General features: G+C 54.0%; 16 protein-coding genes. 10 read left to right on the top strand and 6 right to left on the bottom strand.

Annotation, left to right across the window (positions count from 1 at the left end):
• Window positions 1-54: 54 nt before the first annotated feature.
• The 5 genes from AC2215_RS19135 to uppS all read left to right on the top strand — a co-directional run bounded on the left by AC2215_RS19135 (window position 55) and on the right by uppS (window position 5096).
• Entirely contained in the window at window positions 55-537 is a 483-nt protein-coding gene (locus AC2215_RS19135) for a tellurite resistance TerB family protein (protein WP_486811601.1), read from the top strand.
• A 43-nt stretch (window positions 538-580) separates the two neighbouring features.
• Window positions 581-1402 (top strand): MOSC domain-containing protein, encoded by an 822-nt coding sequence (locus tag AC2215_RS19130; protein ID WP_486811600.1) that lies wholly within the window; start codon window positions 581-583, stop codon window positions 1400-1402.
• Window positions 1403-1745: 343 nt separating this feature from the next.
• A complete protein-coding gene (lysA, locus tag AC2215_RS19125; protein WP_486811599.1) occupies window positions 1746-3167 on the top strand; it encodes a diaminopimelate decarboxylase in 1422 nt (473 codons plus the stop codon).
• Window positions 3168-3402: 235 nt separating this feature from the next.
• Complete coding sequence (gene cdaA, locus AC2215_RS19120) at window positions 3403-4347, top strand: diadenylate cyclase CdaA (protein WP_486811598.1); 945 nt, start codon at window positions 3403-3405, stop codon at window positions 4345-4347.
• The gene (gene uppS / locus AC2215_RS19115) at window positions 4344-5096 is read left to right on the top strand and encodes an undecaprenyl pyrophosphate synthase (protein WP_486811597.1); all 753 of its coding nucleotides are present in this window, start codon (window positions 4344-4346) and stop codon (window positions 5094-5096) included. Before cdaA ends, uppS begins: the two co-directional genes overlap by 4 nt.
• Before the next feature lie 132 nt (window positions 5097-5228).
• Here uppS and rppB read toward each other — a convergent pair whose 3' ends face one another.
• The 6 genes from rppB to AC2215_RS19085 form a co-directional block, all read right to left on the bottom strand.
• A complete protein-coding gene (rppB, locus tag AC2215_RS19110; protein WP_486811596.1) occupies window positions 5229-6566 on the bottom strand; it encodes a two-component system sensor histidine kinase RppB in 1338 nt (445 codons plus the stop codon).
• Entirely contained in the window at window positions 6553-7245 is a 693-nt protein-coding gene (gene rppA / locus AC2215_RS19105; protein WP_486811595.1) for a two-component system response regulator RppA, read from the bottom strand. Before rppA ends, rppB begins: the two co-directional genes overlap by 14 nt.
• Window positions 7246-7248: 3 nt before the next feature.
• Window positions 7249-7725, bottom strand: coding sequence for a hypothetical protein (locus tag AC2215_RS19100; protein WP_486811594.1), 477 nt, complete (start codon window positions 7723-7725; stop codon window positions 7249-7251).
• A 102-nt stretch (window positions 7726-7827) separates the two neighbouring features.
• Complete coding sequence (locus AC2215_RS19095; RefSeq protein WP_486811593.1) at window positions 7828-8730, bottom strand: hypothetical protein; 903 nt, start codon at window positions 8728-8730, stop codon at window positions 7828-7830.
• 12 nt (window positions 8731-8742) lie between these two features.
• Window positions 8743-11883: an efflux RND transporter permease subunit gene (locus AC2215_RS19090; RefSeq protein ID WP_486811592.1), complete on the bottom strand. Its 3141-nt coding sequence runs from the start codon at window positions 11881-11883 to the stop codon at window positions 8743-8745.
• Window positions 11884-12055: 172 nt separating this feature from the next.
• Window positions 12056-13873 (bottom strand): efflux RND transporter periplasmic adaptor subunit, encoded by a 1818-nt coding sequence (locus AC2215_RS19085; protein WP_486811591.1) that lies wholly within the window; start codon window positions 13871-13873, stop codon window positions 12056-12058.
• Between the two features lie 993 nt (window positions 13874-14866).
• Here AC2215_RS19085 and AC2215_RS19080 point away from each other — a divergent pair.
• From AC2215_RS19080 to AC2215_RS19060, 5 genes are all read left to right on the top strand, one after another.
• Complete coding sequence (locus tag AC2215_RS19080) at window positions 14867-15157, top strand: PqqD family peptide modification chaperone (RefSeq protein ID WP_486811590.1); 291 nt, start codon at window positions 14867-14869, stop codon at window positions 15155-15157.
• Window positions 15141-15587: a lasso peptide biosynthesis B2 protein gene (locus AC2215_RS19075; protein WP_486811589.1), complete on the top strand. Its 447-nt coding sequence runs from the start codon at window positions 15141-15143 to the stop codon at window positions 15585-15587. Before AC2215_RS19080 ends, AC2215_RS19075 begins: the two co-directional genes overlap by 17 nt.
• Window positions 15584-17542 (top strand): lasso peptide isopeptide bond-forming cyclase, encoded by a 1959-nt coding sequence (locus AC2215_RS19070; RefSeq protein ID WP_486811588.1) that lies wholly within the window; start codon window positions 15584-15586, stop codon window positions 17540-17542. Before AC2215_RS19075 ends, AC2215_RS19070 begins: the two co-directional genes overlap by 4 nt.
• A gap of 192 nt (window positions 17543-17734) precedes the next feature.
• Window positions 17735-17884: a lasso peptide gene (locus tag AC2215_RS19065; RefSeq protein WP_486811587.1), complete on the top strand. Its 150-nt coding sequence runs from the start codon at window positions 17735-17737 to the stop codon at window positions 17882-17884.
• On the top strand, window positions 17859-18059 hold a 201-nt coding region (locus AC2215_RS19060), incomplete at its 3' end, for a lasso peptide (RefSeq protein WP_486811586.1). The genes AC2215_RS19065 and AC2215_RS19060, both read left to right, overlap by 26 nt.

Raw genomic sequence — 18059 nt, 5'->3', positions numbered from 1 at the left:
ATTGGTATCGATACTAACAGTTCAATCGCTCGTTCGTTCATCCTGACACTCCCTATGGCACTTCAAACTCCTCCCCCCCCTTCCATCTCTCCCCGGCAAATGAACCTATTGCGAATTGTGGCCTCTATGGCTTGGTCTGATGGGGAACTGGCTCTCGAAGAAGTGGATGTGATGCTCGATGGCTTTGGGGGAATTTTCGCCAAAAACGAAGAACAGCGCCACGAACTGCAACGGGAACTGCGGGATTATCTGATGCAAAATATCCCCTTAGAGGAATTGGTGCCGAAGCTGCAAAGCGATGCCGAGCGCAAACTCGTCCTCAAACTGGGTTACGAGGTGATTGCTTCGAGCGCCCGCACCCCCGAGGAACCGAATATCAACGAAGAAGAAGCGATCGCCTATCAAAAACTGATCGATTTGCTCGGGTTGCCTCCAGAAGTCGTGAAAGAAATTGAATCCGCCGTCGCGGTACCCGAGTCCCATCAAGGATTAATCGATGAATTGGTGCGGGAATTAGATCGATTTGTGAAAAGTTAAAGACTTTAAAATTCAACGAAATTAAAGACTTGAGGAACGAGCCTTGAACCGCGCAACAGAACCGAGGGTGACGCAAATCTTCGTGCATCCGATTAAAGGACTGACACCGCAAAGGGTCGATCGAGTGATGCTCGAAGCCGATGTGGGGATTCGGGGCGATCGGGCGTTTGCTCTGATGTTTGAAGATACTGGGGGAGCCGATGAGGCGATCGTGCCGTGGATGCCGAAAAAACACTTTGCCGTCCAAAACGATTGGCCCGGACTCGCCGCTCTCGATTGCTGCTACGATGCCCAAACCGATCGGCTTCAAGTTTGCCACCAGGGTACCGAAGTCTTAATAGCCCAAACTGAAACCGAGCGAGATCGCATCAACGGTTTTTTCAGCGACTACCTCGCAACGCTCACTCCCACGGAAAAAGCCAGACATCCCATACCGAGTCCGGTCAAACTGGTGGGAACGCGCACGGGCCAGACTCGCTACCCCGATCGTCAGCCGGTTCACCTGTCCGTCCTCAGTCAAGCCACCCTCGACGCCATCGGCGAAGCCGTCGGTCGTACCATCGATGTCCGTCGCTTTCGCCCGAACGTTCTGATCGACGGGGTTACAGCCTGGGAAGAGTTTAACTGGGTCGGTCGGGAAATGACGATCGGAGCGGCAAAAATTGAGGTGTCCGCCCCCATCGGTCGCTGTGTGAATATAGAAGTCCATCCAGACTCCGGCGTGCGAGATATGCCCTTATTTTCCGGGTTGGGGAAACATTTCGGTCATGCCAAAACCGCCGTGGGGGCGAAAGTTTTGACCGCAGGTTCCCTGGGGGTGGGTGACGGCTTGCAGTTACTCCCCCACTCGACGGACGAACTGTAAGAGAAGATCGGTTTTAGTGAAGTTGCCTCGCTCAAATGTTCCTTCTCGGAGACATTCGAACTCGCAGGAAATTCTAGAGCCAGCGGAAAACACCGGAGTGAATCTGCGCTCGGGTCAGGAAGCTACTCCATTCCCCGTTCCCCATTGCCCACCCGAAGCAGATACAACAATCCAAAACTGATGTTGAGATAAATCAGTGAAGGTCGGTGCGCGCGAAGCAGAAATCGAAATCGTGAGACTGAGGAATCCCAGTGCGTTTACGCCGGGGTAGATGTCAAGGTTCCAGACTTTTCTGTAAACTAAGGGTTGGCGTTCAGCATCTCCTCCTCCATTACTCACGATTATGGTATCGACTCCCTCATTACAAGTACCCGCCTCAGCGCCCGCAACGGCCGAGCAATATCTAACCGACCCAAATTCCGCCATCGAATCGCTCTCCCCCAACCAGCAACTGTTACCGCTGAGTGCTCGCATTAACGACCTCGAGCATTTGGAAATCGGGGGCTGCGATGTGGTGACTTTGGTAGAACAATTTGGTTCGCCGTTGTACGTTTTAGATGAAGAAACCCTGCGAACGTCGTGCCGCCAGTATCGAGAAGCGTTCGATCGCTACTACTCTGGAGAGGCCCTGGTTATCTACGCATCCAAAGCCTGGAATTGTTTGGCCGTTTGCGCGATCGTTGCCAGTGAAGGATGGGGAATCGATGTGGTCAGCGGTGGCGAGCTGTATACAGCCTTGCAAGCGGGGATGGATGCGGCAACGATCTATTTTCACGGTAATAATAAGTCGCGAGCCGAACTGCAACAGGCGATCGATATTGGTTGTACGATCGTCGTCGATAATTGGCTCGAACTCGAAACCCTCGCCGAACTGACGCGCGCAAACGAGGAACCCACCCGCGTAATGCTCCGATTCACCCCGGGAATTGAATGTCATACCCACGAATACATTCAAACCGGTCACATCGATAGTAAATTTGGGTTCGATCCCGATTCGATCGAGCGCGTCTTCGACTTCCTGAGCGGGCAACCTTCCCTGTCATGCATTGGTTTGCACGCTCACATCGGGTCGCAAATTTTCGAGCTGCAACCCCATCGAGATTTACCCGGGGTGATGGTGGAGTGGATGCAACTCGCCAAGCGCTACAACCTGCCCGTTCGAGAGCTAAACGTGGGCGGTGGTTTGGGCATTCGCTACACCGAGGCTGACGATCCCCCCAGTATTGAGGAATGGGTGCGAACGGTATGCGAATCCGTAACGGCTGCTTGCGAAGCGGCTCAAATGCCCCTCCCGCGTTTGGTGTGCGAACCGGGACGCTCTGCCATTGGTTCTGCGTGCGTGACCGCCTATACCGTGGGTTCGAGCAAAACCATTCCTGGAATGCGGACGTACGTGACCGTCGATGGCGGTATGTCCGACAATCCCCGTCCGATTACCTATCAATCCGAGTACCGCGCGGCGGTCGCCAATCGCATGAGCGCGCCGCTAACGGAAACCGTCACCGTAGCTGGCAAACATTGCGAATCCGGAGACGTGGTGATTCAAAACGCCCAATTGCCCCCCACCCAACCGGGAGATACTTTAGTCGTAATGGGAACGGGAGCCTACAATTACAGTATGTCGTCGAACTACAATCGGCTGCCCCGTCCGGCAGCGGTCGTGGTGAAAGATGGGGAAGCCAACCTAATCCTCCAACGCGAAACCTATCAAGATCTGATTCGTCAAGACTGTTTACCCGATCGACTCAGGAGCGATCGTTCGTAAACTCGGGGTGTGCCGAGCGAGTTGGAAAGTTCTGACTCAAAGGCCCTGGGATCGCGAGATTGTCACTGAGAATTTCTCTACCGTCCGAGGATTTGAGTTGAGAAACTCGATGGTTTGTGGCATTGTTTAAACTCCACAAGCCTTGGGGGCGATCGCACCGAAACGTTCGCACGAAAATACGATCGCGATCGCGCCGCGTCCAAACAAACCGTACGGAGCAAAAATCCAGATTCTCATGGGAGTTCTGCCACAGCAATGGTTCACAGACCCAAGCTGGATTCAGGCCAGATTGCTTCAAGTCGTGCAAAATCTAGGATTGGCCATCGAGCTGGCACTGGTGCTCGCACTGACCTATATGGTGCTAGTGGTCATTGGCGAACGTCGGACGCTGTGGATGGTGCAAGGTTTTATTATCTTGATGGTTGCCGTCACCGTCGCTCAAAATCTCGGATTGAAGGTTTTGGGTTTTGTCCTCGATAAAATTACCATCGGCTGCGCCATCGCCATGGCAATCAACTTGCAATCTGAGGTGCGACGCTTTTTAGAACAATTGGGTCGGGGTGAAATTTCCACTCTGTTTCAATCTTCTCGCCCCCAACCGTCGAGTTCTAATAGCATTACCGATGAAATTGTCGAAGCCATCAAACAATTATCTCAGAATCGGATTGGCGCGCTGTTGATTCTCGAAACCAACGAACCCATTGACGAACGAGATTTTTCAGTTCCCGGTGTTAGACTCAATGCAGAGATCTCGAAGGAACTGTTGCAGACAATTTTTCAAACCAGTACCCTACTGCACGACGGAGCTGTTTGGGTTCGTGCGTCGCGCATCCTCTCGGCTGGGGTCATTTTGCCTCTTTCGGAACGCATGGCGTCTCGGCAACTGGGAACGCGCCACCGAGCGGCCATGGGAATCACCGAACGTGTGGAAAATTGCATCTGCGTTGTGGTGTCAGAAGAAACGGGTTCGATTTCCCTCGCCGAACGGGGAACCCTCAACCGACCCCTGACTAGCAGTAAACTCAAGGAACTATTGGAAGCGCGACTCTCCAATTCCGCAGATCGCGAGGTCGTCGCTCCAAATTTACGCAGTTTGGGTCGGCGAATCGGTTCCCAAGGTGGTGCGGCGATCGCTCGCTTGCTTCGTTTGACTTCATCGGCTTCTAGTAACAAAAAATGACTGTAAATTCTACCTTATTGCAAGAGCTACCCGCAGATTTGGATCGCGAACGACTCCCCCGTCACGTCGCGGTGATTATGGATGGGAACGGTCGCTGGGCTAAATGCCGGGGATTACCCCGCATCATGGGACACCAGCGAGGTGTGGACGCGCTGAAAAATTTGTTGCGTTGCTGTGATGACTGGGGGGTTAAAGCGCTCACGGCCTATGCATTTTCTACGGAAAACTGGGGTAGACCTCTAGAAGAAGTCGATTTTTTGATGACTTTATTCGAGCGAGTGTTGCGCCAGCAGTTGCAGGAGATGATGGAGGAGAAAGTCCGCATCCAGTTTGTGGGGAATTTGGAGAAGCTGCCACCCTCGCTACAAGCCGAAATCGCTCGTGCTACGGACATGACCCGCCATAATCCCGGTATTCAGTTTACCGTAGCGACAAATTACGGCGGACGGCAGGAAATTTTAGCCGCCTGTCGTTCCATTGCCACTCAAGTCCAAGAAGGGAAACTTCAGCCAGAGCAAATCGATGGAGAGTTGTTCGAGCGCCATTTGTATACCTCGAGCGTTGGCGATCCGGATTTGCTCGTTCGCACCAGTGGCGAAATGCGCATTAGTAATTTCTTGCTCTGGCAGATGGCCTACGCGGAATTGTACGTGACGGATACCCTGTGGCCGGAGTTCGATCGCGCCGCATTTCATCGGGCGTTATTGGCGTATCAGAAACGCGATCGCCGGTTTGGGAAAGTTCGCTAGTATAGCAGTCGCCATATCGGTTCGGTCACAATTGACTGTGGGCGAGCGGGGCAGGGGGGGACACCTCGACCGAATGACACAATTGTCCGGTGTTGTCCGCACCCGCCCTGGCGGTTGCGATACTCCACCAATTCAAAATCGATCGCAATTGAGTCGAACGGTAAAGGTACTGCCGCAACCGAGTTCGCTTTGCACCTGAATGCGACCGTTGTGGGTGCGAAGGATTTCGAGAGCGATCGCCAGTCCCAAACCCGATCCCCCGGTGCGCCGAGAGCGATCGCTGCCCACTCGGTAAAATCGATCGAAAATACGCGGTTGGTGTTCTGGGGCGATGCCAATACCGGTATCTCGAATTTGAATGACGGCGTGGGGGGGAATGCGATCGAGGCAGAGGGTGACTCGACCCCCTTTCGGGGTGTAGCGGATGGCATTGCTGGCAATGTTGTAGATGGCGCGGTAGAGTTGCGCTTCGTTTCCCATCACCGATAGGAGTTCGGTGGCACAAATCTCTTTGACCAATTTCACCCCATTGGTAACCGCCAGAACCGCCAGTTCTTCTTCCACGTCGTCGATGAGGTCTTGGAGACAGCAGGGTTGGCTATCGTGGGGGACGGCCCGTTGTTTCATCCGCGAGAGAAACAGTAAATCTTTCACCAGGTGGGAAAGACGGCGATTCTGACGATCGACAGCGTGCAGGGTATGGAGTGTTTGGGTAACGGTGGGGTTTTCGATTCTCAGCGTGGATTCGATCGATGCTTGCAAAGCTGCGAAGGGGGTTTGCAACTCGTGGGCGGCATCTTCGGTGAACTGTTGAATTTGCCGATAGGACTGGTACACTGGCTGCATCGCCAAACTTGCCAACCCCCAACCGATAAACCCCACCAACAGCAGCGCCAGGAGCAATCCCAGCATCAACACCCACCGGGCTGCCGAGAGATAGCTATCGAGATCGTGGAGCTTGCGTCCCACCTGGAGGTATCCCCAATCCGCGCCGGTTTGGGTGTGGATAATGGTGGTGAATTGATGGTAGCGATCGCCTTCCGTGTCAGTGAGAGTGTGCCATGCTTCAGCTTGCGGGGTCGAATCCTGGGGGACGATACCCGCCACTGCCACCACATCCCCGGAGAAATTCAGCAAACGCAGGTAATAGTTGCCTTGCGCAATGGGACTAACTAGATGGTGAGATCGTGCGGCCCGCAGGGTCGAACACTCTTCATCTTGAGTACAGAAATCGGGGAAAAAACGCTGAATCTCCGGTTCCGTGCGTCCGGGAGAAACGAGAAAGGATTCCAGGCTGTCGTGGAGGGTGGCGGCTAGGGATTCAATTTCGCGATCGACCGCCCGTTCGTAGAGATAGGCGAGCGCTGCGTACACCCCGAAACCAAAGGCACTAAGAACGATGCCGATAACTCCGGCGTACCAGAGGGCTAATCGGATGCGAGTGCGACTGAAAAGCTTATTTCGATGCATCGGCGCGATTGAAGCGATACCCGAGTCCGTATACGGTTTCGATCGGACAAATACAATTATGGGCAGCAAATTTGCGACGCAACAACCGCAGCTGGGCAGCCACCACGTTACTCCCCGGTTCGGCGGCAATCTGCCAAATTTGGGTCATGGCTAAATCGCGAGTAATAATTCGATCGGGATGGCGCATGAAATACTCGAGTAGTTGAAATTCTTTGTTGGTGAGGGAAATTTTCACTGCGTCACCGCACGAAAGGGTGCGGGAGTCGTAGTCGAGGGTGAGATTGCCAATTTGCAGGGATTGGGGTTGGATTTGGGGCGCGCGTCGTTGCAGGGCCCGCAACCGCGCTAACAATTCTGCCATGCCAAAGGGTTTGGTGAGATAATCATCGGCCCCCGCATCCAACCCCACCACTTTATCTTCGAGGCGATCTTTTGCCGTCAGGATGAGAATGGGTAGGGAATTGCCCGCTTGCCGAAGCTGGCGGCACAACTCGATTCCCGACAATCCCGGAACCAGCCAATCGAAAATGGCAACGGTGTACTCAATATTTTCGTATGTTAAATAGTTCCAGGCTTCGTAACCCTCTTGCACCCAGTCTACAATGTAGGCTTCGCGGGAGAGGGTTTGTGCGATCGCCGCTCCTAAATCGGGTTCGTCTTCAACCAGTAGTACGCGCATAATTTATCGATCGAAACTAAAACGACCGTTCGCTTTCTCTCCATCAACATCCGTCTGAATTACCACTTTATATTCACCTTCCGCATCAGCGTCTAAGTCTGCTACGTAATGTTCTCCAGCGGTATAGTATTCCATGTCGATCGTTTTCTGTTCGCCCGTTGGAAGCTGCACTTGAGCAGTTACTTTTGCATCGGCAATCGGTTCGTTAGTTTCGGAATTTTTGAGGAATAAATCGATGTGCGTTCCCTCGTTTTCCGGTACGGCTAAGAATTCTAAATTGTATTTTCCCGATTCGATCGCCTGGGCTTTGACATCGGAGTTTTCTCCGTGGTTGTGACCGTCATCGTGGCTGTGACCGTCATCGGAAGAATGTTCGGTATTTGTAGTGGAATCGGTAGTCTGGGCGGTATTGCTACATCCGGTAACAACGATTAAACCTAAGCTGGCAAGAACGATCGCATTTAATTTTAGGAAATTCATGATTACTCCTTTAATTGGTTTGATTTTTGTCGGGGTTTGGATGTGCGAAACAGGCAGAAACGTTGCTCTCGATCGAAATTTAAAATCTATCGCCCGATCGCATTACTCGCTATCCCCAGATTCTGGAACGTCTACCCAAAATTCCGATACCACGATATTGCCGTTGCGATTAAATTCACCCCAAAGTTTGTACCGACCCGGTTGGGGAAACATGGTGTGAAAACTGACTTCGCCCAGTGTTTTGCCATCCATGGGATGGGCGTGAATGTAATCCTCGGTGGTGATGTCATCAGTTTGACGCAGAATCACTAAATGTCCCAATGCCCCTAAATAAGGTTCGAGGTCGTCTGCGGCTTGCTGAGTTGTTGTATCTTCGAGGGCGTACTGGAGAACGATATCGCCGTTTGCTTTGAGTTCGTCGGGGTCGAAATTGAGTTGAACTTGGGTGGTGTCGTAGACTTTGGTGCGATCGAAATTCTCTACGGCCGGTTCGTTTAATCCCCCTGGAATAGAGAGTTTCATCAGAGAAACTTGCCCGGATTTATCCTGGGGTTTGTAGTCGGCAAAAAGCGTATAGTTTCCAGCTTTTGGCAAACTCGCATTCAGTTCAAAGCGTCCGTTGCCCTTATATTCCGGATGCAGGTGGCGGTACACCTGGAAATTATCGCTAACGACAATCAGATGTAGGAGTTTTTCGTGGCTTATCTCGAAATCGGAGATAGGTTCTCCCGAGGCATCGGAAATTTCGATCGCTAAATCGAAGGGTTCCTCTGGCGCAAGTTCTGGGGGAACGACTAATTCCGCTTGGGTAGATATGCCGCCATGGTTATCGCCATGGCTGTGAGAATCGTGGTGGGAATCATCGCCATGAGAATCGTCACCGTGAGAAGTATGGTGCGATGAATGATCGGATGAATGGTTGTGAGGGGCGCCGTTGCGGCAACCTACCATCAAACTCAATCCCAAACCTGCAAGAATCAGAGAACTCGCTGTGAATACTTTCATCGAATACTTCCTTTAATGAGAGATAGATGGAATTTGACCGTCTGGCACTTTCCCATTGGCAAATTGCGATCGGGATTTGGGAACCAGATAGCGACCGAATTGGGCGTACAATGCCGGTAGCACCAGCAGCGTAAGCATCGTAGAACTGAACAGTCCCCCCAATACGACGATGGCGAGGGGTTGGAGGATTTCTTTGCCAGCCCCAGATCCCAACACCAGGGGCAACATTCCCAAAGCCGAAGTAAAAGCCGTCATCAAAATGGCCACCAGCCGTTCGCTAGAACCCTCCAATAACGCCCGTTCTAGGGGCATTCCTCGGGCGAATTTATGGTTGTAGTTATCCACCAACAACAAGCCGTTGCGGGTGGCAACTCCAAAGAGGGTGATAAAGCCCACCGTGGACGCAACCGAGAGGATGCCGCCCCCCAATGCCACGGAGAAGATGCCCCCAGTGAGGGCGAGGGGAAGGTTGAGCATAATGGCAACGGTGGCGGCGATCGAATTGACGGCAAAGTACATCAATACACCGATAACCAAGAGGGCGAGGGTTCCGAATACCACTAAGTTGCGGCTGGCGCGCTGTTCGGACTCGAACTGACCGCCGTATTGGATGAAGTAGCCTTCTCGAACCTGCACTTGTTCGTCAATGGCCGATCTCACGTCCTCTACAACGCTGCCCAAATCCCGCCCCGAGACGTTCGCCGAGACGATAATCAGGCGAGAGACGTTTTCCCGGTTAATGGTGTTTGGCCCGGTTCCGTAACCGATACTTGCCACCTGGGCGAGGGGGATTTTGCTTCCCGTGGGGGTATCGACTAATAGGTTACCGATGGTTTCCGGGTTGCTGCGATCGTCCGGTTGCAACCACACCAGTAAGTCGAACAGTTGCTGTCCTTCTAACACCTGAGACACCACCCGCCCGTTAAACGCGGTTTCGACAATCTCGGAGAGTTGCCCCACACTCAATCCGTATCGGGCGGCAGCGGCGCGATCGAACTGAATTTGCACCTGTTCGATGGGGACTTGGGGTTCGAGTTGCAAGTCTACCAATCCGGGAATATCTTCCATGGCATCTCGGACTTGGGTACCGATTTCCCGTAACTGGGACAAATCCGCCCCGACGATTTTGACGGCGATCGCACTTCTGACCCCCGACAGCACTTCATCCATTCGGTGGGAGATGAAACCGCCGATACTGGGGGCAACGCCCGGTAGCTTGGCAAACTCCTCCCGCAAGACTTCGATCGCCTCCTCCCGATTTTTCATCCCCGCCTCGCTAATTTGCACGTCCAAATGCCCCAGCGTTACCCCCCCAGCATCGGCATCTCCAGCCGCCCGACCCGATCGCAATTGAATCGAATCGAATCGAGGATCGTCCTTGAGGGCTTCTTGGATGGCAAATCCTGCCCGGTTGGTGGTTTCGAGGGAAACGCCGGGATAGAGGAGGTAGGCATTCACCAACGCCCGTTCCTGAAATTCCGGCAAGAATACCCGCCCCAAGGTGGGGAGTATCAGCAAAGAGGCGATAAAGGCAGCGATGGCAGGGAGGAGAACCAGTTTGGGCGATCGCAGGGAAAACCGCAGCAGGGGACGGTACAATCGCCGGGACTGCCGCGCCACCCAGGTATCGTCGTCGGGCAGGGTTTGGTTGGCCAGCAGGAAGGCGCAGAGGGCGGGAGAGAGGGTGAGAGCGACGAAAGTCGAGGCGAAAATCGAGAGGAGATAGGCAATTCCCATGGGTGCAAAGATGCGTCCTTCCACCCCGGTGAGGGTAAAAATGGGGGCGAACACCACCGCGATGATGACGGTAGAAAAGAGGACGCTAACGCGAACTTCCACGGAGGTGTTGTAGACCACCTGAAGGGGAGAAATGGGGTTACCCGCCTGCTGGTTTTTCCGCAAACCCCGATAGCAGTTTTCCATATCCACGATCGAATCATCCACCACCGATCCGATGGCCACCGCCAAACCGCCGAGGGTCATGGTGTTGATACCCTGACCGAACAGATTCAACAACATCAACCCCACCAGCAGCGATAGGGGAATCGCACTCAGGGTAATCGCCGCCGTTCGCCAGTTCATCAAAAAGAGGAACAGGATAATCGAGACGATGATAATTCCGTCCCGGAGGGCATTGCGGACGTTGGCGATCGAAGCATCGATAAAATCCGATTGGCGAAACGTCACCGTCACCGCCACATCCGAGGGCAAACCCGCCCGAATCTCTTCCATCGCCGCTTCGACTGCCTGCGTCACCCTGGGGGTATCGGCTAGGGATTGCTTGTTCACCTGCACCACCACTGCCCGTTGCCCGTCTACGCTGCCGTCACCCCGCTTAATCGCCGCCCCGATTTTCACCTCGGCGACATCTCGCAGCAGAACCGGAACCCCATCCCGCGTCGCCACCACCGACTGTTCGAGTTCCGGCAGAGCTTGAATGCGGCCCAAACCGCGAATGAGATATTCGCGATCGGGGGTAATGAGAAACCCTCCAGCGGCATTAGAGTTTGCCCCTTCTGCGGCTTCTGTTACTTCCGCTAGGGTGACATCAAAGGCTTTCAACTTTGTCGGGTCTACCAAAATTTGGTACTGGCGAGTATCCCCCCCGTAGGAAATCACCTGAGTCACGCCGGGAACCGCCAGCAGTTGGTTGGTGACATCCAAATCCACCAAACGCCGCACGTCCATTAACGTGGTTTCGCCCCCCTCCTCCAGCGTCAAGGCGTACGAAATCACCGTCCCGATGGGAGAAGATAGGGGGGTGATTTGCGGCGTTTCCACCCCTTCAGGCAGGGTGACGGCCACTTGTTGCAACCGTTCGGTTATCAGTTGGCGGGCGCGATAGACATCGGTATCCCAGCTAAAGGTAATCCGCACCACGGAAATTCCCACCGCCGAGGACGATCGCACCACTTCTACCCCCGGCGTACCGTTCACCGCACTTTCGATCGGAAAGGTGACCAGGGACTCCACTTCCTCCGGGGCGAGTCCGGGGGCTTCGGTTTGAATATCCACTTGAGGCGGGGCGAAATTGGGGAATACGTCCAGAGGCATTTGCGACACCGTGAGAACGCCCCAAACCGTCACCACGATCGCCCCGAGAACCACCAGCCAGCGCTGGGCAATTGACCATTTGAGGATGGAGTTCAGCATTTCACGCCACGTACAACGAAATTATCCAAAATTTGACAAAGCGGGGTCAAAGGAGAAGGGGAAAGGGAAAAGGGGGAATTTCTCAGCTCGATCGGCATATGGCTTGGCTTCAAGTTGTACTGAAGCGTATTGAAGTCATCGAAAAAGTGATGGCGTGACTGTGCGCACTTTCCTATCCCGATTTGTTACTCATGACTTCTCTTGGTCGATCGTTCAAAGCGATCGACGCTTCCCGAATCACCGGTTGCTGAGTGCGCCGTCCCAACCAAAACGCACCGGCTGCGGCAACTCCGGCAACGGGCAGCATTCCCCACCAGGGAAACGAAACCGGATTTTGGGTCGCTTCTTCATGTTCCTCATCATGGGAGTCGCCGCCACCCCGCAGAGATTGCGCCCAAAGCAGCATCCCCCCCTGAGTGACGATCCGATCGCCCTCGAACAGACCGCTTTTCACTTCCACCGACTCGCCAAATCGCTGCCCCAAAACAACATCTACCGGCTCGAAACTGCTGCCGTTCTCGACATAGACCAGTTCTCGACCGTTGGCATTCACCAGGGCGCGGGTGGGAATCGCTAAAACCGGGGCTGACGTGCGATCGGTGGCAATTTCCAACTCGGCAAACATTCCCGGCTTCAGTTCCCCGGCGAGGTTATCCAACTCCACCCGCACCGGAATCACCCGCTGTCCGTCTCGTACCACCGGGTCGATGCGATCGATGCGCCCGCGAAACAGGCGATTTTCCAACCCCGCCACCCGGACGATCGCCCCCTGACCGATTTCGACCCGTTCGAGGTCTTTTTCGTAGATATTCCCACTTGCCCAAACCTGACGGTTATCGACAATACTCAGCAGCGGTTCTCCCGCATCCTGGGCCGACTCCCCGGAGGTGACGAATAACTCGCTCACCGTCCCGGCAATCGGGGCGGCAATGGTGACCGTTCCATCGGGATTGGGTTCGGCCCCCAACTGCTGCAAGCGGGCGAGATAGGTCTCGTCGCTCAAATCGATACGGGCGTTGGCAACTTGCACCTCTGCCTCGGCCCGTTGGATGTCGGCTTCTGCGGCGAGAACATCCCGTCGCTGTTGCGCCCGCGTCAGTGCGGCTTCAGCTTCGGCGAGTAAATCTTCCGATTCCCGCAAATCCCGAAACGGCAAGTCCACTTCAGCCTGTCGAACGCCCGATTCGGCATCGAGAACGCTGCGACGGCTGCGGGCGGAGGCCAGTTGGGCGCGGGCATCGGCTAGTCGGGCTTGGGATTCGAGCATTTGCCGTCGGGGAATTGCCCCATCTGCCACCAAATCCCGATCGCGATCGTATTGTTCCTGGGCAACGGCGACTTCGGTTTCGGCTTGGGCAATTTCCGCTGCGGCGATTTCGAGTTGGCGCTTGTAGCTTTCTCGGGCCACTGCCAGAACCCCGCCGCCATCGACTAATTCTCGATCGCGATCGTACCGGGCTTTTGCCACGTCTAACTGGGTTTGGGCTTGGGCAATTTCCGCTTCGGCAATTTCGAGTTGGCGATCGTAGTTTTCTCGGGCCAGTTGCAAATCGGCATCGGCGGCGAGGGCATCAGCATCCGCTTCAGCGCGCCGTTCTTGGGAATCCACCCAAAGCGCCGCCAGTTCGGGACTCGACAGGATAGCAACGGCTTGTCCCTGGGTTACTTCATCTCCAAGGTCTACCAATAGTTCGATCGCCGTTCCGGGGAGGGGGGAGGTGACTTCGACGCGATGGCTGGGGAGGGCTTCGATTTCCCCGGTGACTTGAATGCCAACGTCCATCAATTCCGGGGCAATCGGTTCGATAATGATGCCCATCCGTTGGGCGGTATCACCATCTACCGACACGCTTTGGGCCGAACCGGCCGCTTCGGTTTCAAACTCGTTCCCGTGTCCGGCATGAGCGAAAACGGCGACGGGGGTTGTCAAAGACAGACAGAGTACGAGTAGGGCTGGAGTCCAAGGAGATGGGAAGGCGTTGGATGTCATGGGGGTAGACGGATGTCAGTATTTCTACGGAAACAAAAGGGAACGTGCGATCGTCCAAACCGTTTGGCGATTTCACGCTCGAATCCTAATGCAGTCGTCTTGAAGGGCTAGGAACTTGAGTCTTTGTACTGAGTCTGACAGGTCAAAATAAAATGAGGATGAAATTTTGCCGTCATCGAGAGTCGTCAGAGTCTCCCGGACTCATTACGCAGGAGCGAGAGATGCCGAATCCGGATTGCTACCCGCAGATCTAGCAGTGGACATATCGGCTAAGACACGAGTAACGGTGGGCAGGGGAAGGCGGGGGAGGAAGGACTACGGGGAATTACACAATTGTGCGGTGTGATTCGAGTGCTGCTACGCAAAATTCAAAACTCTTACTGTATATAGCTTGTAGCGGTTGAAAACTAGGTTGTTATTTCTGCCGCGCTGCACTCGGCACCCAGCGCGGTTGTTATGAAATCAGGCTTTGATATCCAGATTGTGGCGATTACTGAATTTTCAATTCGCCATTCAAGATGTTTAAGTTGTATTTTTAAGCGGATTTTTGCGGGTTTTCATCTTCTGAAGTTCGATCGCCTCAGAATCAGAACGCTCTGTGGAGTGGTGAGATCGGCTGAATCTGAGATCGATTTTGGGCGAATTGCACTGCGCTTTATCTAAGCTTTAAACAAAACTATTTAACTTTATTTAAGCTTTAAGAAAATTATCCGGATTTATACTGATGGGCTGAGATTCAGGAATTAACCTAATGTTGATGAAATTTCGGGGTTTCTTTATCAATCCTTGATGAAAGTCTCCGAGATTTCCACTATATTGATTCTCATAGCAAAAAAAGATCGGTGTTTATACGGAAGCCGGTTTTACCAAAAAACCCGCAAAACTACGTAAGTATATCGATCGAGGCTTGAGAAAGCAATCAGATGGTTGCAACAAAGCCAAAAAGATAGGGCAAATTCGCAAGCATATCCTTTGAAACAGGAATAGAACACAATGATAACTCAGCAATCAGTCATCGTCATCGCACCCGATCGCCTCGCCTCCGAACTCGCCGGAGAAATGGTGGTTCTCGATCTCAAATCCGGCGCCTACTACGGATTAAACGAAGTGGGAACCGATATCTGGAAAGCCATCGAACAACCCAAATCCGTCAGCGACATCATCGAGATTATCGTTGCCAAGTACGATGTCGAACGCGAGCAGTGCGAACTCGATACGATCGCCCTCCTGCAAGAACTCGAAGCGACCGGACTCGTTGAGGTCAAAGATGCAGCAGTGGCTTAAGTTCGTCCGGTTGGGGCGGCGAGAGCGTCAGCTGTTAGTGCGAACCTTCGCCTTACTCGGCGGCGTGCGACTGGGACTGTGGTTGTTGCCCTTTCTCACCTTGCAAGGTCTACTCGATCGCATTTCCAGGCCGTCCCCATCCTTTGTGAAAACCAACCCGCGAGACTTAGACAAAATTGTCTGGGCGGTCAACCAAAGCAGCCGCTACACTCCCGGTGGCGCGAAGTGTTTGGCCCGCGCCCTCACCACCCAGGTCATCATGCGCCGCCACGGCTACTCTCCCCAACTCAAAATCGGAGTTGCTAAAGGAGAACGAGGTCAGCTCGAAGCCCATGCCTGGATCGAAAACCAAGGACGAGTCGTGGTGGGCGCGCTCCAAGACCTTTCTCGCTTCACCCCGATGCCCTCTCTAAAAGGAGACCAACGATGAGTGCAATTACAGGTGTATACTACCGAGACGGACGACCGGTCGATCGCGATGATATCGATCGCACCCTTGAAGTTCTCACCCATCGCGGGTCCGATTCCAGTCGAGTTTGGCATGCCGGTAGCCTCGGTTTCGGTCACCGGATGCGGTGGACGACCCCAGAATCCTTGTACGAAACTTTACCTCGGGTCGATCGCACTGGTAACTTTGCCATCACCGCCGACGTCCGCATCGACAACCGAGACCAACTCCTGGGGGCCTTAGACATTACCCTCGAGTTAACCGAAACCATTACCGATAGCGAGTTAGTGTTAGCCGCCTATCAAAAATGGGGGGCGCGGTGTCCGGCATATATCATCGGTGACTTCGCCTTTGCCATCTGGGACGAGCGGGAACAGACCCTCTTTTGTGCCCGCGACTGTTTTGGGGTGACGCCCTTTTACTATCACCTGAGCGATCGCACCTTTGCCTTTGCCAGCGAAATCAAAGCCCTGCTGTGCCTGGAAGAAGTGCCCCGCGATATCAATCCCGAGCGGGTTGGCGACTATCTGATTTCCCTGTTCGAGAATACGTCCATTACCTTCTACCAAGCGATTCACCGCTTGCCGCCCGCCCATTGGATGAAAGTCTCCCCCGATGGCGTGCAGATAGAAGCGTACTGGAATCTCGATCCCACCCGCGAGTTGCATCTCGATTCCGAGGAAGAATACGCCGAAGGGTTTCGCGAAATCTTTACCAAAGCCGTGGGCTGTCGGCTGCGCAGTGCTTACCCCGTCGGTTCGATGCTCAGCGGCGGACTCGACTCTTCTTCCATTGCCTGCATGGCGCGAGAGATCCTCGCCCGCAACAACGGCCAACCGTTGCCCACCTTCTCAGCAATTTTCGAGGATGTTCCCGAATGCGACGAACGACCTTATATCAATGCCGTTCTCGAGGGAGGGGGTATGGAACCCCATTATCTGTACGGCGATCGTCTCAGTCCCCTCGTCGAGAGCGAACGGCAACTCTACCATCAAGACGAACCACTCTTCGCCTTCAACCTCAATCTCAATTGGGGTCTGTACGGCATCGCCCAACAACAGGGGGTGCGCACCATCCTCGACGGTTTTGATGGCGACAGCACCGTTTCCCATGGCGTCGGCTACCTGAGCCAACTCGCCAGAGACGGACACTGGCTGACTCTGATGGGGGAAGTTCGAGGCTATACCCAAAACTTCGATCGCTCCTTTTGGGAATGGATGAGTCCCTATCTGTGGAACTACGCCCCCCCCTTCAAACTCACCCAGCGCGGATGGAAATCTTTGCAGCGGCGAATGGGGATGCAGCCCCAAGCAACCGGTTCGCAACCCTCCTGGCACGCAGCCGTCAACGAAAACTTCCTACAGCAAGTGGACTTGGGTCAGCGCCGTAAAGCCCTGGGTCGAGCCTTGCGACAATCCCAAGAAAGCCAAAGAGCCGAACATTACTACAGTTTAGTGCGAGGCGTGATGCCTTACACCTTGGAAGTGATGGATAAAGCGGCTGCCGCCTTCGGTATCGACTTGCGCTTTCCCTTCTGGGATCGACGATTGGTCGAGTATTGCCTGTCCCTACCGCCCGAGCAAAAAATTCACCGAGGCTGGACGCGGATGGTAATGCGTCGGGGATTGACGGGGATTTTACCCAAAGCGGTGCAGTGGCGGGGTGGCAAGTCTAATCTCGGACCGAATTTCGCTCGAGGACTGCGCCAGTTCGAGAAAACAAAAATCGAATCTTTACTCTTCCATCGTTCAGAGCGCATCGCACCGTACACCAACATCGATGCTCTGCGCCAAGCTTACCACTGTTGGGTTGCCGGGAAAGACCGAGGAGAGGATGCCATGGTTCTGTGGCGGGCGCTCAACTTAGATCTGTGGCTGGAACATCGCTATCGCCAAGCGTCTGCTTCCCCCAACAGAATCGCCGTTTCATCTCGCTAAGGGAAAACCCATCACCCCATTTCCCGTTGGACTTGCAACCGATTCAATATCTCACAACTCGATATTTCAGATGGTTGTCCTTTTGGATGCAACCCGCATCCAATCGCACAGCTATCTGGCGGCCGACTCCATTCTTGGAGCGATCGTTCGAGAGCTGTAACTGCAAACCTCACAAGCATCAAGGAAAAAACCATGAAAACACGCAAAAACAACTACGCCGCTCCCACCCTCACCGTCTACGGCAACGTGGAAAACCTCACCCAGCAGGGGGGTGCTAGCTCCACAGACGTTCCCCTCGGTACTCCTGTAGGCCCCGATGGCATCTCCTCCGTTGCCAGCTAGTTCGTCACCACTTCATTCATCAATCCATCTACCGAACAAGGAAAAAACCATGAACGCACGCAAAAACAACTACGCCGCTCCCACCCTCACCGTCTACGGCAACGTGGAAAACCTCACCCAGCAGGGGGGTGCTAGCTCCACAGACGTTCCCCTCGGTACTCCTGTAGGCCCCGAT

The organism is Zarconia sp., from assembly GCF_057467645.1.
This window is presented reverse-complemented; position numbering and strand designations above follow the sequence as displayed.